A 17,073-nucleotide genomic window follows, 5' to 3' on the forward strand; every position below is an offset into this window, starting at 1 on the left:
TCCGCCCTTACTTGTTCGAGAAGATCGTGCGCGCGAGGATATTCAGTCCCAGCACCGCGAGCGTGATGAGGAAGACGCCGGCCCACGCGAGCGACTGCCACTGCGCGAACGGGCTCATCGCAAACTTGTAGATCGTGACCGGCAGGTTCGCGACCGGCTGGCCCATATCGACCGAGAAGAACTGGTTCGACAGCGCGGTGAAGAGCAGCGGCGCGGTTTCGCCGGCGATCCGCGCGACCGCCAGCAGCACCCCCGTGACGATGCCCGCGATTGACGCCTTCAGCGTGATCGACAGCACCATCTTCCACTTCGGCGTACCGAGCGCGAACGCAGCTTCCCGCATCGCATTCGGCACGAGCTTCAGCATGTTTTCGGTCGTGCGGATCACGATCGGAACCTGCAGCAGCGCTAGCGCGAGCACGCCGGCCCAGCCGCTGAAGTGGCCCATCTTCGCGACGACGAGCGCGTAGACGAACAGACCGATCACGATCGACGGCGCCGACAGCAGGATGTCGTTGATGAAGCGCGTGAGGTTCGCAAGCCAGCCTTTCTGGCCGTATTCGGCGAGATAGACGCCCGCCATGATGCCGATCGGCGTGCCGACGAAGGTCGCGAGCGCGACCAGCAACAGGCTGCCGACGATCGCATTCGCAAGACCGCCGCCATCGGTGTTCGGCGGCGGCGTCGACTGCGTGAACAGCTCGACCGATAAACCACCGATCCCGAGATGCAGCGTCGTATAGAGAATCCACACGAGCCACAGCAGGCCGAACGCCATCGCCGCGAGCGACAGCGTCAGCGCGATCGCGTTAGTCATCCGACGGCGCCCTTGCAGACGCACGCGCATCGCTTCGAGCGTCGCAGGGTCCTTCAGGCCCGGCATATTCAGGGACGGTCCGCTCATTTCGCGCCCTCCCCTTTCTCGAGACGCAGCAGCATGATTTTCGAAATCGCCAGCACGATGAATGTAATCACGAACAGGATCAGGCCGAGTTCCATCAGCGCCGACGTGTGCAGGCCCGGGTCCGCTTCCGCGAACTCGTTGGCGAGCGCCGACGTGATGCTGTTGCCCGGCGAAAACAGCGAAATATTGTCGAGCAGATTGGTGTTGCCGATCACGAAGGTGACCGCCATCGTCTCACCCAGCGCGCGGCCGAGGCCGAGCATGATGCCGCCGATCACGCCGGTCTTGGTGTACGGCAGGACGATCTTCCACATCACTTCCCACGTCGTGCAGCCGATACCGTAGGCCGATTCCTTGAGCAGCACCGGCGTCACTTCGAACACGTCGCGCATGACCGCCGCGATGTACGGGATGATCATGATCGCAAGGATGACGCCCGCGCACAGGATGCCGATGCCGATCGGCGGACCCGAGAACAGCGCACCGACGATCGGAATGCCGCCGAGCACCGCGCCGAGCGGCTTCTGGAACCACACCGCGAAGATCGGTGCGAACACGAGCAGACCCCACATGCCGTATACGATCGACGGAATCGCGGCGAGCAGTTCGATCGCGATGCCGAGGGGCCGACGCAGCCATGCAGGCGACAGTTCGGTCAGAAACAGCGCGATGCCGAAGCTGACGGGCACCGCGATGATCAGAGCGATGATCGACGTCGCGAGGGTGCCGTAGATCGGCACGAGCGCGCCAAATTGTTTGCTGGGTGGATCCCACACCGCCGTCCAGAGGAACGCGAGACCGAACTCGCGAATCGACGGCATCGAGGCAATGATCAGCGACACGATGATGCCGCCGAGCAGCAGCAGCGTGACGATGGCGGAAAGGCGTGCGAGGCCGCCGAAGATCACATCGCCGGAGCGGCCAGGCGCTTTCTGCTGCGACGCGCTGCCAGGCGGAGTGGCCCGGCTCGTGCCGGACGCTAAATGAATATCGGACATGAGAGCCTGAGGGACCTGTATCCAGTTGCCGGACGACACATGTCGGGCGGGCGGTGATGCATGCGGCGCATGCCGCGTGAAAGTCACAGGCCGTCCTCATGCGAGGACGGCCGGGGTGCTACCAGGCGCGATTCAGACATACCGCGCCAGCTTACGCCTGTTACTCGGCGAGCGTCTTGCCTGCCGAATCCTTGACCTTCTGCTTCCACTGCGTGCGGATTTCCGACACGACCGATTCCGGCAGCGAAATGTAGTCCAGATCGTTCGCAGCCTGACCGCCGCTCTTGAACGCCCAGTCGAAGAACTTCAGCGTTTCCGCGCCTTGCGGTGCCTTTTCCTGCGTCGTGTGCAGCAGCACGAACGTCGCGCCGACGATCGGCCATGCGTTCTTGCCCGGCTCGTTCGTCAGGATCTGGTAGAACGACTTCGACCAGTCAGCGCCAGCAGCCGCTGCCTTGAACGTGTCGGTCTGCGGCTGAACCACGGTGCCGGCTTCGTTCTTCAGCGCGACGTAGTTCATGTGGTTCTGCTTGGCGTACGCCCATTCGACGTAGCCGATCGAACCCGGCAGACGCTGCACGAATGCCGCGACGCCGTCGTTACCCTTGCCGCCCGTGCCGGTCGGCCAGTTGACCGTCGCACCTTCACCTACCTTCGTCTTCCATTCCGGGTTGACCTTCGACAGGTAGTTCGTCCAAATGAAGCTGGTGCCCGAACCGTCGGCGCGGCGCACCACGGCGATGTCCAGATCCGGCAGCTTGACCTTCGAGTTCAGCGCGACGATTGCCGGGTCATTCCACTTCTTGATCTTGCCGAGATAGATGTCGCCGAGCACCGAACCCGACAGCACCAGTTCGCCCGGCTTCACGCCCGGCACGTTGACTGCCGGCACCACGCCGCCGACCACCGTCGGGAACTGGAACAGGCCTTCCTTCGCGAGTTCGTCGTCCTTCAGCGGAGCGTCCGAACCAGCGAAATCGACGGTCTTCGCCTCGATCTGCTTGATGCCGCCCGACGAACCGATGCCCTGGTAGTTAACCTTGCCGCCGCCGGTCTTCTGATAAGCGTCGGCCCACTTCGTGTAGATCGGTGCCGCGAACGTGCTGCCCGCGCCGGTGATGTCTGCGGCTTGCGCTGCGATTGCGAAAAGCGCGCCAGCGACGCCAGCGAACACGGTTTGCATCAATTTCATGAGACCTCCAAGGGAGTGTGAGCGTGTGGTGTGAGCGGGAAACTCGAACACCGCGAAGCTTAGGGTCTCTTTATGACAAAAACGTGACTGATCGTGAATCGGATGTGACAGTCACATTACACGGCGAAAGGTTCGGCAGCGAGCGAATGCCGCCATAGCGATGCTCGCTGCATCGCATTTTGCAAGTTAGACGAAAAAGACGGAGCGCGAACGTTTGCGCTCGGTGCGGAGGGACGTTTTTGTGCGGAGACGTCGACTTTCTGACGGCTGGGGCGCGGGGACTTGTTGGGGTGAAGCCCGGCGACGAAGTTTATGAGACGCGGGTCGCTGAACCTTCTCGTGGCGACCGTCAGGCAGCAAGCGGTCGCCACCGCCCGCCGCCTGTTCGGGAACAGATCAGGCCGTCGCTACGCGCACGGCTTCCGCAATCGCTTCGGAATGCTCGAGCGCGTCCGCGGCGTTCTGCGCCTCTACCATCACGCGCAGCACCGGCTCGGTGCCCGACGCGCGGATCAGTACGCGACCGCGGCCGTCGAGCGCGCCTTCGGCCACCTTGATCGCGCTACGAATCGTATCGCTGCCCTTCCAGTCCGCGCCGGGCTTCATGCGCACGTTGATCAGCTTCTGCGGGAACAGCGTGACACCGTCGAGCAGATCCGCGAGCGACTTGCCGCTGCGCTGCATCGCCGCCAGCACGAGCAGAGCGGACACGATGCCGTCACCGGTCGAATGGCGATCGAGCGACAGAATGTGGCCCGAACCTTCGGCGCCGAGCTGCCAGCCGTGCTCGCGAAGCTGTTCGAGCACATAGCGGTCGCCAACCGCGGCGCGCACGAACTTGACGCCGGCTTTCTGCAGCGCGACCTCCACGGCCATGTTGGTCATCAGCGTGCCGACCGCGCCTTCCACATGGCCGGCCGTCGCGATACGGTCCTTGACCAGCACGTACAGCAGCTCGTCGCCGTTGAACAGGCGGCCGGACTCGTCGACGACCTGCAAGCGGTCGGCGTCGCCATCGAGCGCGATACCGAGGTCCGCGTGGTTTGCGCGCACCGCGCGAACCAACGCATCCGGAGCGGTCGCGCCGACGCCGTCGTTGATATTGAAGCCGTTCGGCGAGACGCCGATCGGGATCACTTCCGCGCCGAGCTCATGGAACACGTGCGGCGCGACGTCGTACGCGGCGCCGTGCGCGCAATCGACGACGAGCTTCATGCCGCGCAGGTCGTACGCGGCCGGGAACGTGCTCTTGCAGAACTCGATGTAGCGGCCGGCCGCGTCGTCGAGACGGCGCGCCTTGCCCAGTTGCTCGGAAGCCGCGCATGCGAGCGGCAGCTCGAGCTGCTCCTCGATCTGCGCCTCGACGTCGTCCGGCAGCTTGTTGCCGTCGGCCGAGAAGAACTTGATACCGTTGTCGTAGTACGGGTTGTGCGACGCGCTGATCACGACGCCCGCGGCAAGCCGCAGCGCGCGCGTCAGATAGGCGATGCCGGGTGTCGGCATCGGGCCGGCCAGCATCACATCGACGCCGGCCGCCGAAAAGCCCGATTCCAGCGCGGCTTCGAGCATGTAGCCCGATACGCGCGTGTCCTTGCCGATCAGGACGGTTGGACGAGCGCCTGTCTTCGCAGCGCCCGCGAGCACCTTGCCGGCCGCGTAGCCGAGCCGCAACACGAATTCCGGCGTGATCGGGCCTTCGCCGACCTTGCCTCGAATGCCGTCCGTTCCGAAGTAACGACGTGCCATATTTGTTCTCCCTCTATCTGGCTGCGGGTTCAACCGTGCGCGCGGCTCAGCTTGGCCGCGTCGCGCAGGGTTGCCCATACTTTCAATGCATCGACTGTTTGCGCGACGTCGTGTACGCGCAGAATCGCGGCGCCCCGCTCGGCCGCGCACACCGCTGCGGCGATGCTGCCGGCCACGCGCTCCGGCGCCGGCCGCCCCGTCACCGCCCCAACCATCGATTTGCGCGACATGCCCGCAAGGATCGGATACGGCGACGCGGCGCGCGGCGCCGTGTCGCGCAGATGCGCGAGCAGCGCATAGTTATGCTCGACGACGACCTTGCCGAAGCCGAAACCCGGATCGACGCTGATACGCTCGCGCGCAATCCCCGCCTGCTGCAAAGCTGCGACACGCTCCTCGAGGAACTGGCGCACTTCGCTGACAACGTCGGCATAGTGCGGCTCGCCGCGCTGCATGGTCTGCGGCTCACCTAACATATGCATTACACAAAGGCCGCAGTCGCTGTCGCGCACCGCGTCGATCGCGCCGGGCATGCGGAAGGCCCAGACGTCGTTGATCAGGTCGGCGCCCGCGTTCAACGCGCTCCGCATCACTTCTGGCTTGTAGGTATCGACCGACAACGGCACGTTCGCGCCACGCAGTTGCTCGACGAGTGGTATCACGCGCTCCAGTTCTTCGTCGAGCGGCACGGGCGGCGCGCCAGGACGCGTCGATTCCCCGCCGATATCGATAATGTCCGCGCCCTCGAGCATCATGCGCTCGGCCTGGCGCAGCGCATCGCCGCGCATCGCGTACAAGCCGCCATCAGAGAAGGAATCGGGAGTGACGTTCAGGATGCCCATGACCAACGGGCGTTCAAACGTCAGCTTGAAGCGGCCGCACTGCAGCGGCTCTGGAAGGGGTACGGAGGAAGAATCGGCTTTCGACACGTAGCAATGCTTCACTTGAACGGATAAATGCAAAACGGGCCGGTGTGTAGCACACCGGCCCGCACTTTCTACTGGCAACCTATCAGGCCGGCGCGGTTGCGCTGCCCGGCTTGACTTCAGTGCCCGCGCTGCCGCCCGACGAGGCGTCGCTTGCCGACGGCGGCGAGCTCTTCGGCGAACGCGGCGGACGGCCAGCCATGATGTCGTTGATCTGATCGGCGTCGATCGTCTCCCACTCCATCAATGCGGCGGTCATCGCTTCGACCTTGTCGCGGTTTTCTTCCAGCAGGCGCCGCGCGAGATTGTACTGCTCGTCCAGCACACGACGGATTTCCGCATCGACCTTCTGCTGCGTCGCTTCCGAAATGGTCCGCGTGAAGCCGCGGCCGAACGGCGAAGCGTCGTTTTCGTCGTCGACATAGACCATAGGTCCGAGCGCATCCGTCATACCGAAGCGGGCAACCATTGCGCGAGCCGTCTGGGTCGCCTTGTTGAAGTCGTCCGACGCACCGGTGCTGATGAGGTTCAGGAACAGCTCTTCTGCGACGCGGCCACCGAACAGAATGGCAAGACGGTCGAGCAGATAGTCCTTCGAGTACGTTTCGTTGTCATGCTCCGGCAACTGCCACGTGACGCCAAGCGCACGGCCGCGCGGAATGATCGTGACCTTGTGCACCGGATCGGCCTTCGGCAACAGCTTCGCGATCACCGCGTGACCCGATTCGTGATACGCGGTCGCACGCTTCGATTCTTCGCGGATCACGGCCGACTTGCGCTCCGGACCCATGAAGATCTTGTCCTTCGCGTCCTCGAAGTCCGTCATTTCGACGATGCGCTTGCCGCGGCGCGCCGCGAACAGAGCTGCTTCGTTGACGAGGTTCGCAAGATCAGCGCCCGAGAAGCCCGGCGTGCCGCGGGCGATCACTGCCGCATCGACGTCGTTCGAAATCGGGACCTTGCGCAAGTGCACCTTCATGATGTGCTCGCGGCCGCGGATATCGGGCAGACCGACATACACCTGACGGTCGAAACGGCCTGGACGCAACAACGCCTTGTCGAGTACGTCCGAACGGTTCGTCGCCGCGATCACGATGACACCCGAATTCGCCTCGAAGCCGTCCATTTCGACGAGCATCTGGTTCAGCGTCTGTTCGCGCTCGTCGTTACCGCCGCCCATGCCGGCGCCGCGATGACGGCCGACCGCGTCGATTTCGTCGATGAACACGATACACGGCGCGTGCTTCTTGGCCTGCTCGAACATGTCGCGCACGCGAGCCGCGCCGACGCCGACGAACATTTCCACGAAGTCCGAACCCGAAATGCTGAAGAACGGCACCTTCGCTTCGCCGGCGATGGCGCGCGCGAGCAGCGTCTTACCGGTTCCCGGCGGGCCCACGAGCAGCACACCGCGCGGAATACGACCGCCGAGCTTCTGGAATTTCTGCGGATCGCGCAGGAAGTCGACGAGCTCCGACACTTCTTCCTTGGCTTCGTCGCAACCGGCGACGTCGGTGAAATTGATTGCGTTGTTGTTCTCGTCGATCAGCCGCGCGCGCGACTTGCCAAACGAGAAGGCCCCGCCTTTGCCGCCCCCCTGCATCTGTCGCATCATGTAGAACCAGAAACCGATGATCAGGATCGTCGGCCCGAGGTAATACAGCACGGACATCAGTGCATTGGGTTCGTCGTCAGCCTTGCCGCTCACCTGTACGCCATACTTCATCAGATCGCCGACCATCCAGATGTCGCCGGGCGACACGATCTGGTACTTCTGGCCGTCTGCTGGAGTGACCGTGAGGTTCCGCCCCTGGACGATAACGTTCTTGACTTTGCCGTTCTTCGCGTCGTCCATGAACTGCGAATAGGAAACGCCTTCCTGGACACGGGGCTTGTCGAACTGCTTGAACACCGTAAACAGCACCAGTGCGATTACCAACCACACTGCTGCTTTCGAAAACATATTGTTGTTCAAAGCACCACTCCTTCACTTAGACGGGCGCCTACATTTGCCTTGCGGCACCACGAAAGCATTCTAATCCAGTCCGCAGACCCCTGCCATAGCGTTTCACTACCATGGAAATAGGGTAGCAGGCCAGCTTGCCGTCGGTCTTCGACGCATCGGGCTCATTATTGGCAGAAATGGAACCGGCTCGCCGCATCCCTATGCGGGACGCTTCAAATGCTTACCCAAAATAAATGTTTCTGACGATTTATCCCGCGACGCCTTCGGCTTGCGCGCCGCAACCACCTTGAATTGGCGCTTGAACTTTTCGACAATCTGACTATATCCGCTGCCGTGAAAGCATTTGACTAAAAGGGCACCATCCGGCTTCAGGTGATTTTGTGCAAATTCGAGCGCGAGATCGCATAAATGCTCGATCCGCGCCGCATCCGCGATCGCCACGCCAGAGAGGTTGGGTGCCATATCCGAAATTACAAGGTCTACCTGGCGCGCGCCGACCAATTCTTCGAGTTGGATCAGCACGGAGTCTTCGCGGAAATCGCCCTGGATGAAGTGCACGTCGGCTACCGGCTCCATCGGCAGAATGTCCAAAGCGATGATCGTGCCGTCGATGCCACCTTCGCGCTCCGCGTTGCGCTGCGAGCCGCCGGCAAGCTTGTTACGCGCGTACTGGCTCCAGCTGCCCGGCGAGGAACCGAGATCGACGATCACCTGTCCCGGGCGGATCAGCTTGTCCTGCTCGTCGATTTCCTTGAGCTTGTAGGCCGCGCGGGCACGATAACCTTCCCGTTGCGCCATTTTGACGTACGGATCGTTGATGTGGTCGTGCAGCCACGCGGTATTGAACTTGTTTTTTGCCATTAAAGATTGAACTATTGCTGCGTCGAGTCGCGCTTTAGGGGATAATACGCGGTTAATTCGCGCGGCCACCGCCAGACTGGCGGCCATCCGCGATTCTGTTGTTCTGACGCGCACCCTGCTGAATCAACCCGCCCGAATCGCTCGGCGATCGGACGAAAGCGCAGGAGCCGCCATTTTAGTCGAGTCTTCCACTTTCCATGCCAGCCCTCAAAGTCTCTCCCGACCAACGCGCCGAGTTGCGCTCCCAGGCACATGCGCTCAAACCGGTCGTGCTCGTCGGGGCCGAAGGCTTGACCGACGCTGTGCTCGCCGAAATCAAGGTGCACCTCGCAGCGCATCAACTGATCAAGATCCGCGTGTTCGGTGATGAGCGCGAGGAGCGCATCGCCATCTACGAAGAAATCTGCGACACGCTGAACGCGGCACCGATTCAGCATATCGGCAAGTTGCTCGTGATCTGGAAGCCAGAATCGGCACTGCCTGCGGCAAAAGCGAAGCGCGGTGCATTGCCGAGCGCCCGTGAAGCGGCAGCTGAAGAAGCCCGGCCGGCCAAGGGCCGCGCACCGCGCATCGTCAAGGTGGTGAAGCCGACCGACTTGCCGATGCGCAAGCCGCGAGCGAAAGCGGTGTTGGTGCGCGGCAACGAACGCGTGACGCAGGGCGGCAACATCAAGCGCGCGAAGAAGCGGCAAACCAGCGCGAAGCGTTCGCATCAGTCGAAGTAAGAGAACACGCGGCCATGGTGCGGACCGGCTCCGCACCGCGCGTTGGGAGCCTTGAGCGCAAGGCCGAAACAGCGCGAATGAACTGTAGCTGGCCGCCGGAATCGCGACGATTCGTCGCAACATGAAGTTCGTCGCGGGCATCGGCATCGACCGGCGGACACAGCGCCGAGTCACACCGCCAGCCACCCACGAGCTTCAGCCCGCCACCTTCCCCCTGACTCCGCGCGCGCCCTCTTCGTCGGCCGCAGTACCGACATGCGCCGGCAGCAGCCACACGAGCGCAACACCTAGCAGGCTCTCGATCAGATAGAACAGACTCGACACGCCATGCAGGATGCCGAAGCGCGTTGCATAAACGGAATGTCCGACGTCGCCGCCCGCCTCGAGCGCGGCGACGCGCATCGCGTTCATGAACGGCTGCAACGCGAAATAGCCAACCAGCACGCATACGAGCATACCGGCGAGCAGCCAGCGCAGGCGGCGATACGCGCCACTACCGCGCCGCACGAGCAGATTGGCCAGACCGAGCAGCAAAATACCGCACACGACGCCAATCACACCCTGAATCCGAAACAGCTGCGCGGCAATGGCACCCGCCGTCATGCGGTCGAGCGACGTGAAGAGCACGGGCGCAACCGCGTAACCGATAGTCAACAGACTACCGACCCACACCACCGTCAACAGGCGGAATAAACGATGCGGCATCAGAGACACCGGCGCCATCCTCAGATGTAGCTGACCGCGATGATTTCGTATTCGCGAATGCCGCCCGGTGCCTGCACCGACGCGACGTCGCCTTCCGACTTGCCGATCAGCGCACGCGCAATCGGCGAGCTGATCGAGATCAGGCCGTGGTCGATGTCCGCTTCGTCGTCGCCGACGATCTGGTATTTGACCGACGCGCCCGACTCGAGGTCTTCGAGCTCGAGCGTCGCGCCGAACACCACGCGGCCGTCGGCTTCCACTTGCGACGGATCGATCACCTGCGCGCCCGCGAGCTTCGACTCGATTTCGGCGATGCGGCCTTCGATGAAGCCCTGCTTTTCCTTCGCAGCGTCGTATTCCGCGTTTTCCGACAGATCGCCCTGGGCGCGCGCTTCCGCGATCGAGTTGATCACAGCCGGACGCTCAACCGATTTCAAGCGCTGCAATTCATCGCGCAGCATGTCAGCTCCGCGCTTCGTCAATGGAATAGTGCTCATAAACAACTCTGGAGGCAAAAAACGGCCATAAAAAAATCACCGCGGTTAAGTGCATTCCGCGAAAGCCGCCGCCCATGGATAGACCCGGGCCGCAGCACCTGCGGAACGCCGCTTAACCGCGGCACTTACATCTTGGACAGGTATCGAAGCCTTAGTTTAGGCGAGCGTGGAGTCCTTGTAAATCATAGACTTCCAGGTTCTTCAGATAACGAAGACCCTCCACCGCCGCGCGTGCGCCCGACATCGTCGTGTAGTAGGTGACCTTGTTCGCCTGCGCGCTCATGCGGATCGAACGCGAATCGGCGATCGCCGCGCGCGTTTCGTCGACGGTCGTGAAGACGAGTGCGATCTCGCCGTTCTTGATCATGTCGACGATGTGCGGACGGCCGTCCTTCACCTTGTTGACGACCTTGACCGGCACGCCGGCAGCTTCGATCGCGGCAGCCGTGCCCTTGGTCGCGACGATCGGGTAGCCGAGCTCGTGCAGCATGCGCGCGACTTCAACTGCCTTCTGCTTGTCGGCGTCCATCACAGTCAGCAGCACCGTGCCCGACTCCGGCAGACGCGAACCCGCCGCGAGCTGCGACTTGAACAGCGCCTCGCCGAACGTCTGGCCGACACCCATCACTTCGCCGGTCGAACGCATTTCAGGTCCAAGCACCGGATCGACCGTCGGGAACTTGACGAACGGGAACACCGCTTCTTTCACGCTGAAGTACGGCGGCTCGACTTCCTTCGTCACGCCTTGCGCGGCGAGCTTCTGGCCGACCATCGCGCGCGCCGCGATCTTCGCGAGCGGCAGGCTGGTCGCCTTCGACACGTACGGAACCGTGCGCGACGCGCGCGGGTTCACTTCGAGCACGTAGATGATGTCTTCTTTCGAACCATCCGCCTGCGGTACCTGCTGGATCGCGAACTGCACGTTCATCAGGCCGACCACGTTCAGCGCCTTCGCCATCGCGGCGGTCTGGCGCTTCAGTTCGGCAACCGTCTCCTTCGACAGCGAATACGGCGGCAGCGAGCAGGCCGAGTCGCCCGAGTGCACGCCCGCCTGTTCGATGTGCTCCATCACGCCGCCGATAAACACGGCGTCGCCATCGGAAATGCAATCCACGTCGCATTCGATCGCGTCGTTCAGGAAGCGGTCGAGCAGCACCGGCGAATCGTTCGACACCTTGACGGCCTCACGCATATAGCGTTCGAGGTCGCGCGGCTCGTGGACGATTTCCATCGCGCGGCCGCCCAGCACGTACGACGGGCGCACGACGAGCGGATAGCCGATTTCGTCGGCGAGCTTCAGCGCTTCGTCTTCGGTGCGCGCGGTGCGGTTAGGCGGCTGACGCAGGCCGAGGTCTTGCAACAGCTTCTGGAAACGCTCGCGGTCTTCGGCCGCGTCGATCATGTCCGGCGACGTACCGATGATCGGCACGCCGTTGGCTTCGAGATCGAGCGCGAGCTTCAGCGGCGTCTGGCCGCCGTATTGCACGATCACGCCGACCGGCTTTTCCTTGTCGACGATTTCGAGCACCTCTTCGAGCGTCAGCGATTCGAAGTACAGACGGTCGGAGGTGTCGTAGTCGGTCGACACGGTTTCCGGGTTGCAGTTGACCATGATCGTTTCATAGCCGTCTTCGCGCATCGCGAGCGCGGCGTGCACGCAGCAGTAGTCGAACTCGATACCCTGGCCGATCCGGTTCGGGCCGCCGCCCAGCACCATGATCTTCTTGTTGTTGGTCGGGTTCGCTTCGCACTCTTCCTCGTAGGTCGAGTACATGTACGCGGTCCTGGTTGCGAACTCGGCGGCGCACGTGTCGACGCGCTTATACACCGGACGCACGTTCAGCTCGATACGGCGCGCGCGCACGTCCGCCGGCTTCGCGCCGAGCAGCTTGGCGAGACGCCGGTCCGAGAAGCCGCTCTGCTTCAGATACTTCAACTCTTCCTTCGACAGGCTCGCGAGCGTGCGGCCGGCCAGCGCCTTTTCCTTCAGCACGATCTGTTCGATCTGCGCGAGGAACCACGGGTCGATCGCGGTCTCTTCGAAGATCTCTTGCGCGCTCATGCCGACGCGGAACGCATCGCCGACATACCAGATGCGATCCGGACCGGCTTCGCCGATCTGGCGGATGATCTCGTCGCGATCGGCAGTCTTTTCGTCGAGACCGTCGACGCCGACTTCGAGCCCGCGCAGCGCTTTCTGGAACGACTCCTGGAACGTGCGGCCGATCGCCATCACTTCGCCGACCGACTTCATCTGCGTGGTCAGGCGCGGATCCGCTTCGCGGAATTTCTCGAACGCGAAACGCGGGATCTTCGTGACGACATAGTCGATCGTCGGTTCGAACGACGCCGGGGTCTGGCCGCCGGTGATTTCGTTCTTCAGTTCATCGAGCGTGTAGCCGACCGCGAGCTTCGCCGCGACCTTCGCGATCGGGAAGCCGGTTGCCTTAGACGCCAGAGCCGACGAACGCGACACACGCGGGTTCATTTCGATCACGATCATCCGGCCGTCTTTCGGATTGATCGAGAATTGCACGTTCGAGCCGCCCGTGTCGACGCCGATCTCGCGCAGCACCGCCAGCGACGCGTTACGCAGGATCTGGTATTCCTTGTCGGTGAGCGTCTGCGCCGGCGCGACCGTGATCGAATCGCCGGTGTGGATGCCCATCGGGTCGAGGTTTTCAATCGAGCAGACGATGATGCAGTTATCCGCCTTGTCGCGAACCACTTCCATCTCGTACTCTTTCCAGCCGAGCAGCGACTCTTCGATCAGCAGCTCGCGCGTCGGCGACAGGTCGAGACCGCGCTTGCAGATCTCTTCGAATTCGTCGCGGTTGTACGCGATGCCGCCGCCCGAACCGCCCAGCGTGAACGACGGACGGATCACGACCGGGTAGCCGCCGCTGCCGGTTTCCGCGGCGATCTTCGCCTGCACCGCGAGTGCTTCTTCCATCGAATGCGCGGTGCCCGACTTGGCCGAACCGAGGCCGATCTTGGTCATCGCGTCCTTGAACTTCTGGCGGTCTTCCGCCTTGTCGATCGCTTCGGGCGACGCGCCGATCAGTTCGACGTTGTACTTCGCCAGCACGCCGTGCGCGTGCAGATCGAGCGCGCAGTTCAGCGCGGTCTGGCCGCCCATCGTCGGCAGGATCGCGTCCGGGCGCTCCTTCGCGATGATGCGCTCGACCACTTCCCACGTGATCGGCTCGATGTAGGTCACGTCGGCCGTGTTCGGGTCGGTCATGATCGTCGCCGGATTGCTGTTGACGAGAATGACCTTGTAGCCTTCCTCACGCAGCGCCTTGCATGCCTGCGCGCCCGAGTAATCGAACTCGCACGCCTGGCCGATGATGATCGGACCCGCGCCGATGATGAGGATGCTCTTGATGTCTGTCCGCTTGGGCATAACGCTCTCGCTAATGTATTCCTGAATTCTTTCCGTCGGCGCGCGCCGTTTTCACGTTGCGCGCGCTGTTTGCGGCGCGCCCGCCGCATCGTGCCGCGGGCCGCCGCGGCCGCCGCGAGCCGCTTTCGTTTCCGTCTCGGGCTGGCTCGTGGGGCCGATCTTTACGTCTTCAAGCCGCCGCGCTGTTGCCGCTCTTCTGCGCGTCCATCAACGCGGTGAAGCGGTCGAACAGGTACGCGATGTCGTGCGGACCAGGCGACGCTTCCGGGTGGCCCTGGAAGCAGAACGCCGGCTTGTCGGTCAGCGCGAAGCCTTGCAGCGTGCCGTCGAACAACGACACGTGGGTCACGCGAGCGTTCGCGGGGAGCGTGTCGGCGTCGACCGCGAAGCCGTGGTTCTGCGACGTGATCACCACGCGGCCGTCTTCGAGATCCTTGACCGGGTGATTCGCGCCATGGTGGCCGGTCTTCATCTTCATCGTCTTAGCGCCGACCGCGAGGCCCATGATCTGGTGGCCAAGGCAAATGCCGAAGGTCGGAATGCCGCGCTCGATGAACTCCTTGGTCGCCGCGATCGCGTAGTCGCACGGCTCCGGGTCGCCGGGGCCGTTCGACAGGAACACGCCGTCCGGGTTCAGCGCGAGCGCGTCGGCGGCGCTCGCCTGCGCCGGCAGCACGGTGACGTGGCAGCCGCGCTCGGCCAGCATGCGCAGGATGTTCTGCTTGACGCCGTAGTCGAATGCGACCACGCGGTACTTCGGCGCCTTCTGCTCGCCGTAGCCCGTGCCCAGACGCCACTCGGTTTTGGTCCACTCGTAGGTTTGCTCGGTCGACACGACCTTCGCGAGGTCCATGCCGGCGAGGCCCGGGAACGAGCGCGCGAGTTCGATGGCCTTGGATTCGTCGTCGGAACCAGCGAGGATCGCGCCGTTTTGCGCGCCCTTGTCGCGCAGCAGGCGGGTCAGCTTGCGGGTGTCGATGCCGGCGATGGCGACCACGCCTTCGTCCTGCAGATATTGCGGGAGCGTACGCTCCATGCGGAAGTTCGACGCGAGAACCGGCAGATCACGGATGATCAGGCCGGCGGCATGGACTTTCGTCGCTTCGACGTCTTCGGCGTTCACGCCGACGTTGCCGATATGCGGGTACGTGAGGGTCACGATCTGGCGCGCGTAGCTCGGGTCAGTCAGGATTTCCTGATAGCCGGTGATGGCGGTGTTGAACACGACTTCACCGATGGTATGCCCGGGGGCCCCGATCGAATAACCACGAAAGACCGTGCCGTCGGCGAGCGCGAGAAGAGCGGGAGAAAATGACGGCAACACGGGAGACTCCTTGGGGGAACACCCTGTTGCCACCTGTCTATCCGATTTCGAGCCGCAGCGGAACACATTCTGGATGCGCGCGCAGACTCGCTCGCGAGCTGCCGGTAACGATGCAAGGGGCGCGATGAGTCCATTGTGTGGACGACTTCGGCTGGGTGCGGGGCCCTTCTTGCTACGCCAATGGCGCGCGGCGGATGAACGGTATGGGGGAGGTAGGCGCTAGGGTGCGGGTTGATAAGCTCAAACCTTGAAATTATAGCCTGAAACCGCCCTTCCTTCCAAATCCGAGATGGGGCGCGGACCTGCAACGGCGTGCCGCACGGCCGTTCAGGCCTCCTGCTCCGCGCGCATGTCGCCCGACAGGGCAAGCTGCCGCCCCGGCAATACGTACCAGATCGCGCTCAGCACCTGCAGCGCGACAAGGATTTTCCACGCGCTCAGATGCGCGACCGCCGGATAGTGCCCGCCGCTCGCCGGCCAGTGCGACAGCACCGCGCCAACGCCGATCTGAAAACCGAAGATCAGCAGAAAAATGATCAGAGTCAGCGTCGTGTTGACCCGGCCGATCATCTGCGGCGGGAAATGTCGCGCCATCACTGCGTAGCTCAGAATGCCGGTGCCACCGAAGATTCCGTACGCGGCCCACAACAGGCTCGCCGGCAATGGCGCGCTCAACATAATCAGCATCTGCGTCAGCACGTATAAGGCCATGCCGATGCCGCAGAACGCGTACAACGAGAGGCCGCGCCGTTCGAGACTACGCGCCGCCGCGCCGAAACCGACGCACCCCGCCATCATCGCGAAGCCGAGAATCGACACGAGCGCCGCCGCCTCGCGCGGCTCGAAGCCTTGTACATCGCGCAGCCATGCTCCGACCCACAACGACTGCATCGCGTAGAAAACACCCTGCGTAACGACCGAGAATGACGCGATTTTCCAGAATGCCGCGCTGCGCAGGATATGCAACGTGCCCTTGAACTGCGCGACGAGGCTCGTCTGGCGATGCGCGTCGCGCCCGTCCGGCGCGAGCGTCCATTGCGCGAGCGCGACCACCACTGTCAGCACACCGAGCCCGACACAGACCGAGCGCCAACTGGAAAAGCCGAGCACCCACGTGAGCGGCGAACCGACCATCACGCCGCCGAACCCGCCGATCGCCATCACGAGTCCGTTCATCAATGGCAAACGCGATACCGGAAAATGCTGCGCGAGCGCCTTGAACGCGGCGCCCAGACACACGGACACGCCGACGCCGATCAGCAGCCGCCCGACCATCATCATGCCGAGACTATGCGCGGCACCGAACACCCAGATGCCGAGCGCGGCGAAGAGCAGCGTGACGGCCGTCACGCGACGGGCGCCGAAGTGGTCGAGCAGCACGCCAGCGGGAATCTGCGCGCCCGCGAAGCCGAGGAAATACAGACTCGTCAGCACACCCAGATCGGCGGCTGACAGACCGAGATCGCGCGTGATGAACGGCGCGAAACCGAGATTGACGCCGCGAAACACGTAAGAGACGAAGTAGCCGGCGGAAAAAAGCAGAAAGACGCGCAGTTGGGTCGACGACATAAATCAGGAAGAAAACCTGGAAATGGACCTCGAAAACCTGGCCCGAGGTTCGGACGGATCAGGACAAAACGGCGTCCCGCGGCCAACGCGGCCGAAGCACGAACAATAAATTAAATACGGCAAATCCGCAGGAATCGTCTTCCAATGAAAAACGCCGTCACCCTGAGGTGACGGCGTTGGATGAACACGGTGCGTGATCGGAGCGCAATCCATGCGCTGCCCCCGCAACGCATGTGGTCACTACCGTGAGAGCC

The 17,073-nt window shown here is 63.1% G+C and carries 13 protein-coding genes; 1 reads left to right on the plus strand and 12 read right to left on the minus strand.

The window, feature by feature from the left end:
• Positions 1 to 7 precede the first annotated feature (7 nt).
• From pstA to ACLFKU_RS14450, 7 genes are all read right to left on the minus strand, one after another.
• Positions 8 to 904, minus strand: a complete 897-nt coding sequence (gene pstA, locus ACLFKU_RS14420; protein WP_368585248.1) for a phosphate ABC transporter permease PstA — start codon at positions 902 to 904, stop codon at positions 8 to 10.
• Positions 901 to 1,902, minus strand: a complete 1,002-nt coding sequence (pstC, locus tag ACLFKU_RS14425; RefSeq protein WP_368585247.1) for a phosphate ABC transporter permease PstC — start codon at positions 1,900 to 1,902, stop codon at positions 901 to 903. Before pstC ends, pstA begins: the two co-directional genes overlap by 4 nt.
• A 160-nt stretch (positions 1,903 to 2,062) precedes the next feature.
• The gene (pstS, locus tag ACLFKU_RS14430; protein ID WP_410849536.1) at positions 2,063 to 3,094 is read right to left on the minus strand and encodes a phosphate ABC transporter substrate-binding protein PstS; all 1,032 of its coding nucleotides are present in this window, start codon (positions 3,092 to 3,094) and stop codon (positions 2,063 to 2,065) included.
• Between the two features lie 396 nt (positions 3,095 to 3,490).
• Positions 3,491 to 4,840: a phosphoglucosamine mutase gene (gene glmM / locus ACLFKU_RS14435; protein ID WP_410849537.1), complete on the minus strand. Its 1,350-nt coding sequence runs from the start codon at positions 4,838 to 4,840 to the stop codon at positions 3,491 to 3,493.
• Between the two features lie 29 nt (positions 4,841 to 4,869).
• Positions 4,870 to 5,682 carry a dihydropteroate synthase gene (folP, locus tag ACLFKU_RS14440; RefSeq protein WP_410849631.1) on the minus strand — a complete coding sequence of 271 codons (813 nt, stop codon included), beginning with the start codon at positions 5,680 to 5,682 and terminating at the stop codon, positions 4,870 to 4,872.
• Positions 5,683 to 5,851: 169 nt separating this feature from the next.
• Positions 5,852 to 7,741, minus strand: coding sequence for an ATP-dependent zinc metalloprotease FtsH (gene ftsH / locus ACLFKU_RS14445; protein ID WP_013090008.1), 1,890 nt, complete (start codon positions 7,739 to 7,741; stop codon positions 5,852 to 5,854).
• Positions 7,742 to 7,930: 189 nt separating this feature from the next.
• The gene (locus ACLFKU_RS14450; protein ID WP_410849632.1) at positions 7,931 to 8,593 is read right to left on the minus strand and encodes an RlmE family RNA methyltransferase; all 663 of its coding nucleotides are present in this window, start codon (positions 8,591 to 8,593) and stop codon (positions 7,931 to 7,933) included.
• Positions 8,594 to 8,790: 197 nt separating this feature from the next.
• Between ACLFKU_RS14450 and ACLFKU_RS14455 the strand changes: the two genes are divergently transcribed.
• On the plus strand, positions 8,791 to 9,318 hold the full coding sequence (locus ACLFKU_RS14455) for a YhbY family RNA-binding protein (protein ID WP_410849538.1): 528 nt from the start codon (positions 8,791 to 8,793) through the stop codon (positions 9,316 to 9,318).
• 195 nt (positions 9,319 to 9,513) lie between these two features.
• On the opposite strand, the gene ACLFKU_RS14460 is transcribed toward ACLFKU_RS14455, so the two are convergent.
• The 5 genes from ACLFKU_RS14460 to ACLFKU_RS14480 all read right to left on the minus strand — a co-directional run bounded on the left by ACLFKU_RS14460 (position 9,514) and on the right by ACLFKU_RS14480 (position 16,819).
• Positions 9,514 to 10,023 carry a DUF4149 domain-containing protein gene (locus ACLFKU_RS14460; protein ID WP_368585242.1) on the minus strand — a complete coding sequence of 170 codons (510 nt, stop codon included), beginning with the start codon at positions 10,021 to 10,023 and terminating at the stop codon, positions 9,514 to 9,516.
• A gap of 20 nt (positions 10,024 to 10,043) precedes the next feature.
• A complete protein-coding gene (gene greA / locus ACLFKU_RS14465; protein WP_026228283.1) occupies positions 10,044 to 10,520 on the minus strand; it encodes a transcription elongation factor GreA in 477 nt (158 codons plus the stop codon).
• A 151-nt stretch (positions 10,521 to 10,671) separates the two neighbouring features.
• On the minus strand, positions 10,672 to 13,926 hold the full coding sequence (gene carB / locus ACLFKU_RS14470) for a carbamoyl-phosphate synthase large subunit (RefSeq protein WP_410849539.1): 3,255 nt from the start codon (positions 13,924 to 13,926) through the stop codon (positions 10,672 to 10,674).
• Positions 13,927 to 14,095: 169 nt separating this feature from the next.
• Entirely contained in the window at positions 14,096 to 15,250 is a 1,155-nt protein-coding gene (gene carA, locus ACLFKU_RS14475; protein ID WP_410849540.1) for a glutamine-hydrolyzing carbamoyl-phosphate synthase small subunit, read from the minus strand.
• A gap of 327 nt (positions 15,251 to 15,577) precedes the next feature.
• Positions 15,578 to 16,819, minus strand: a complete 1,242-nt coding sequence (locus tag ACLFKU_RS14480) for an MFS transporter (protein WP_410849541.1) — start codon at positions 16,817 to 16,819, stop codon at positions 15,578 to 15,580.
• Positions 16,820 to 17,073 lie beyond the last annotated feature (254 nt).

The organism is Paraburkholderia sp. EG304 (genome assembly GCF_046543485.1).
Classification (GTDB): Bacteria; Pseudomonadota; Gammaproteobacteria; order Burkholderiales; family Burkholderiaceae; genus Paraburkholderia; species Paraburkholderia youngii.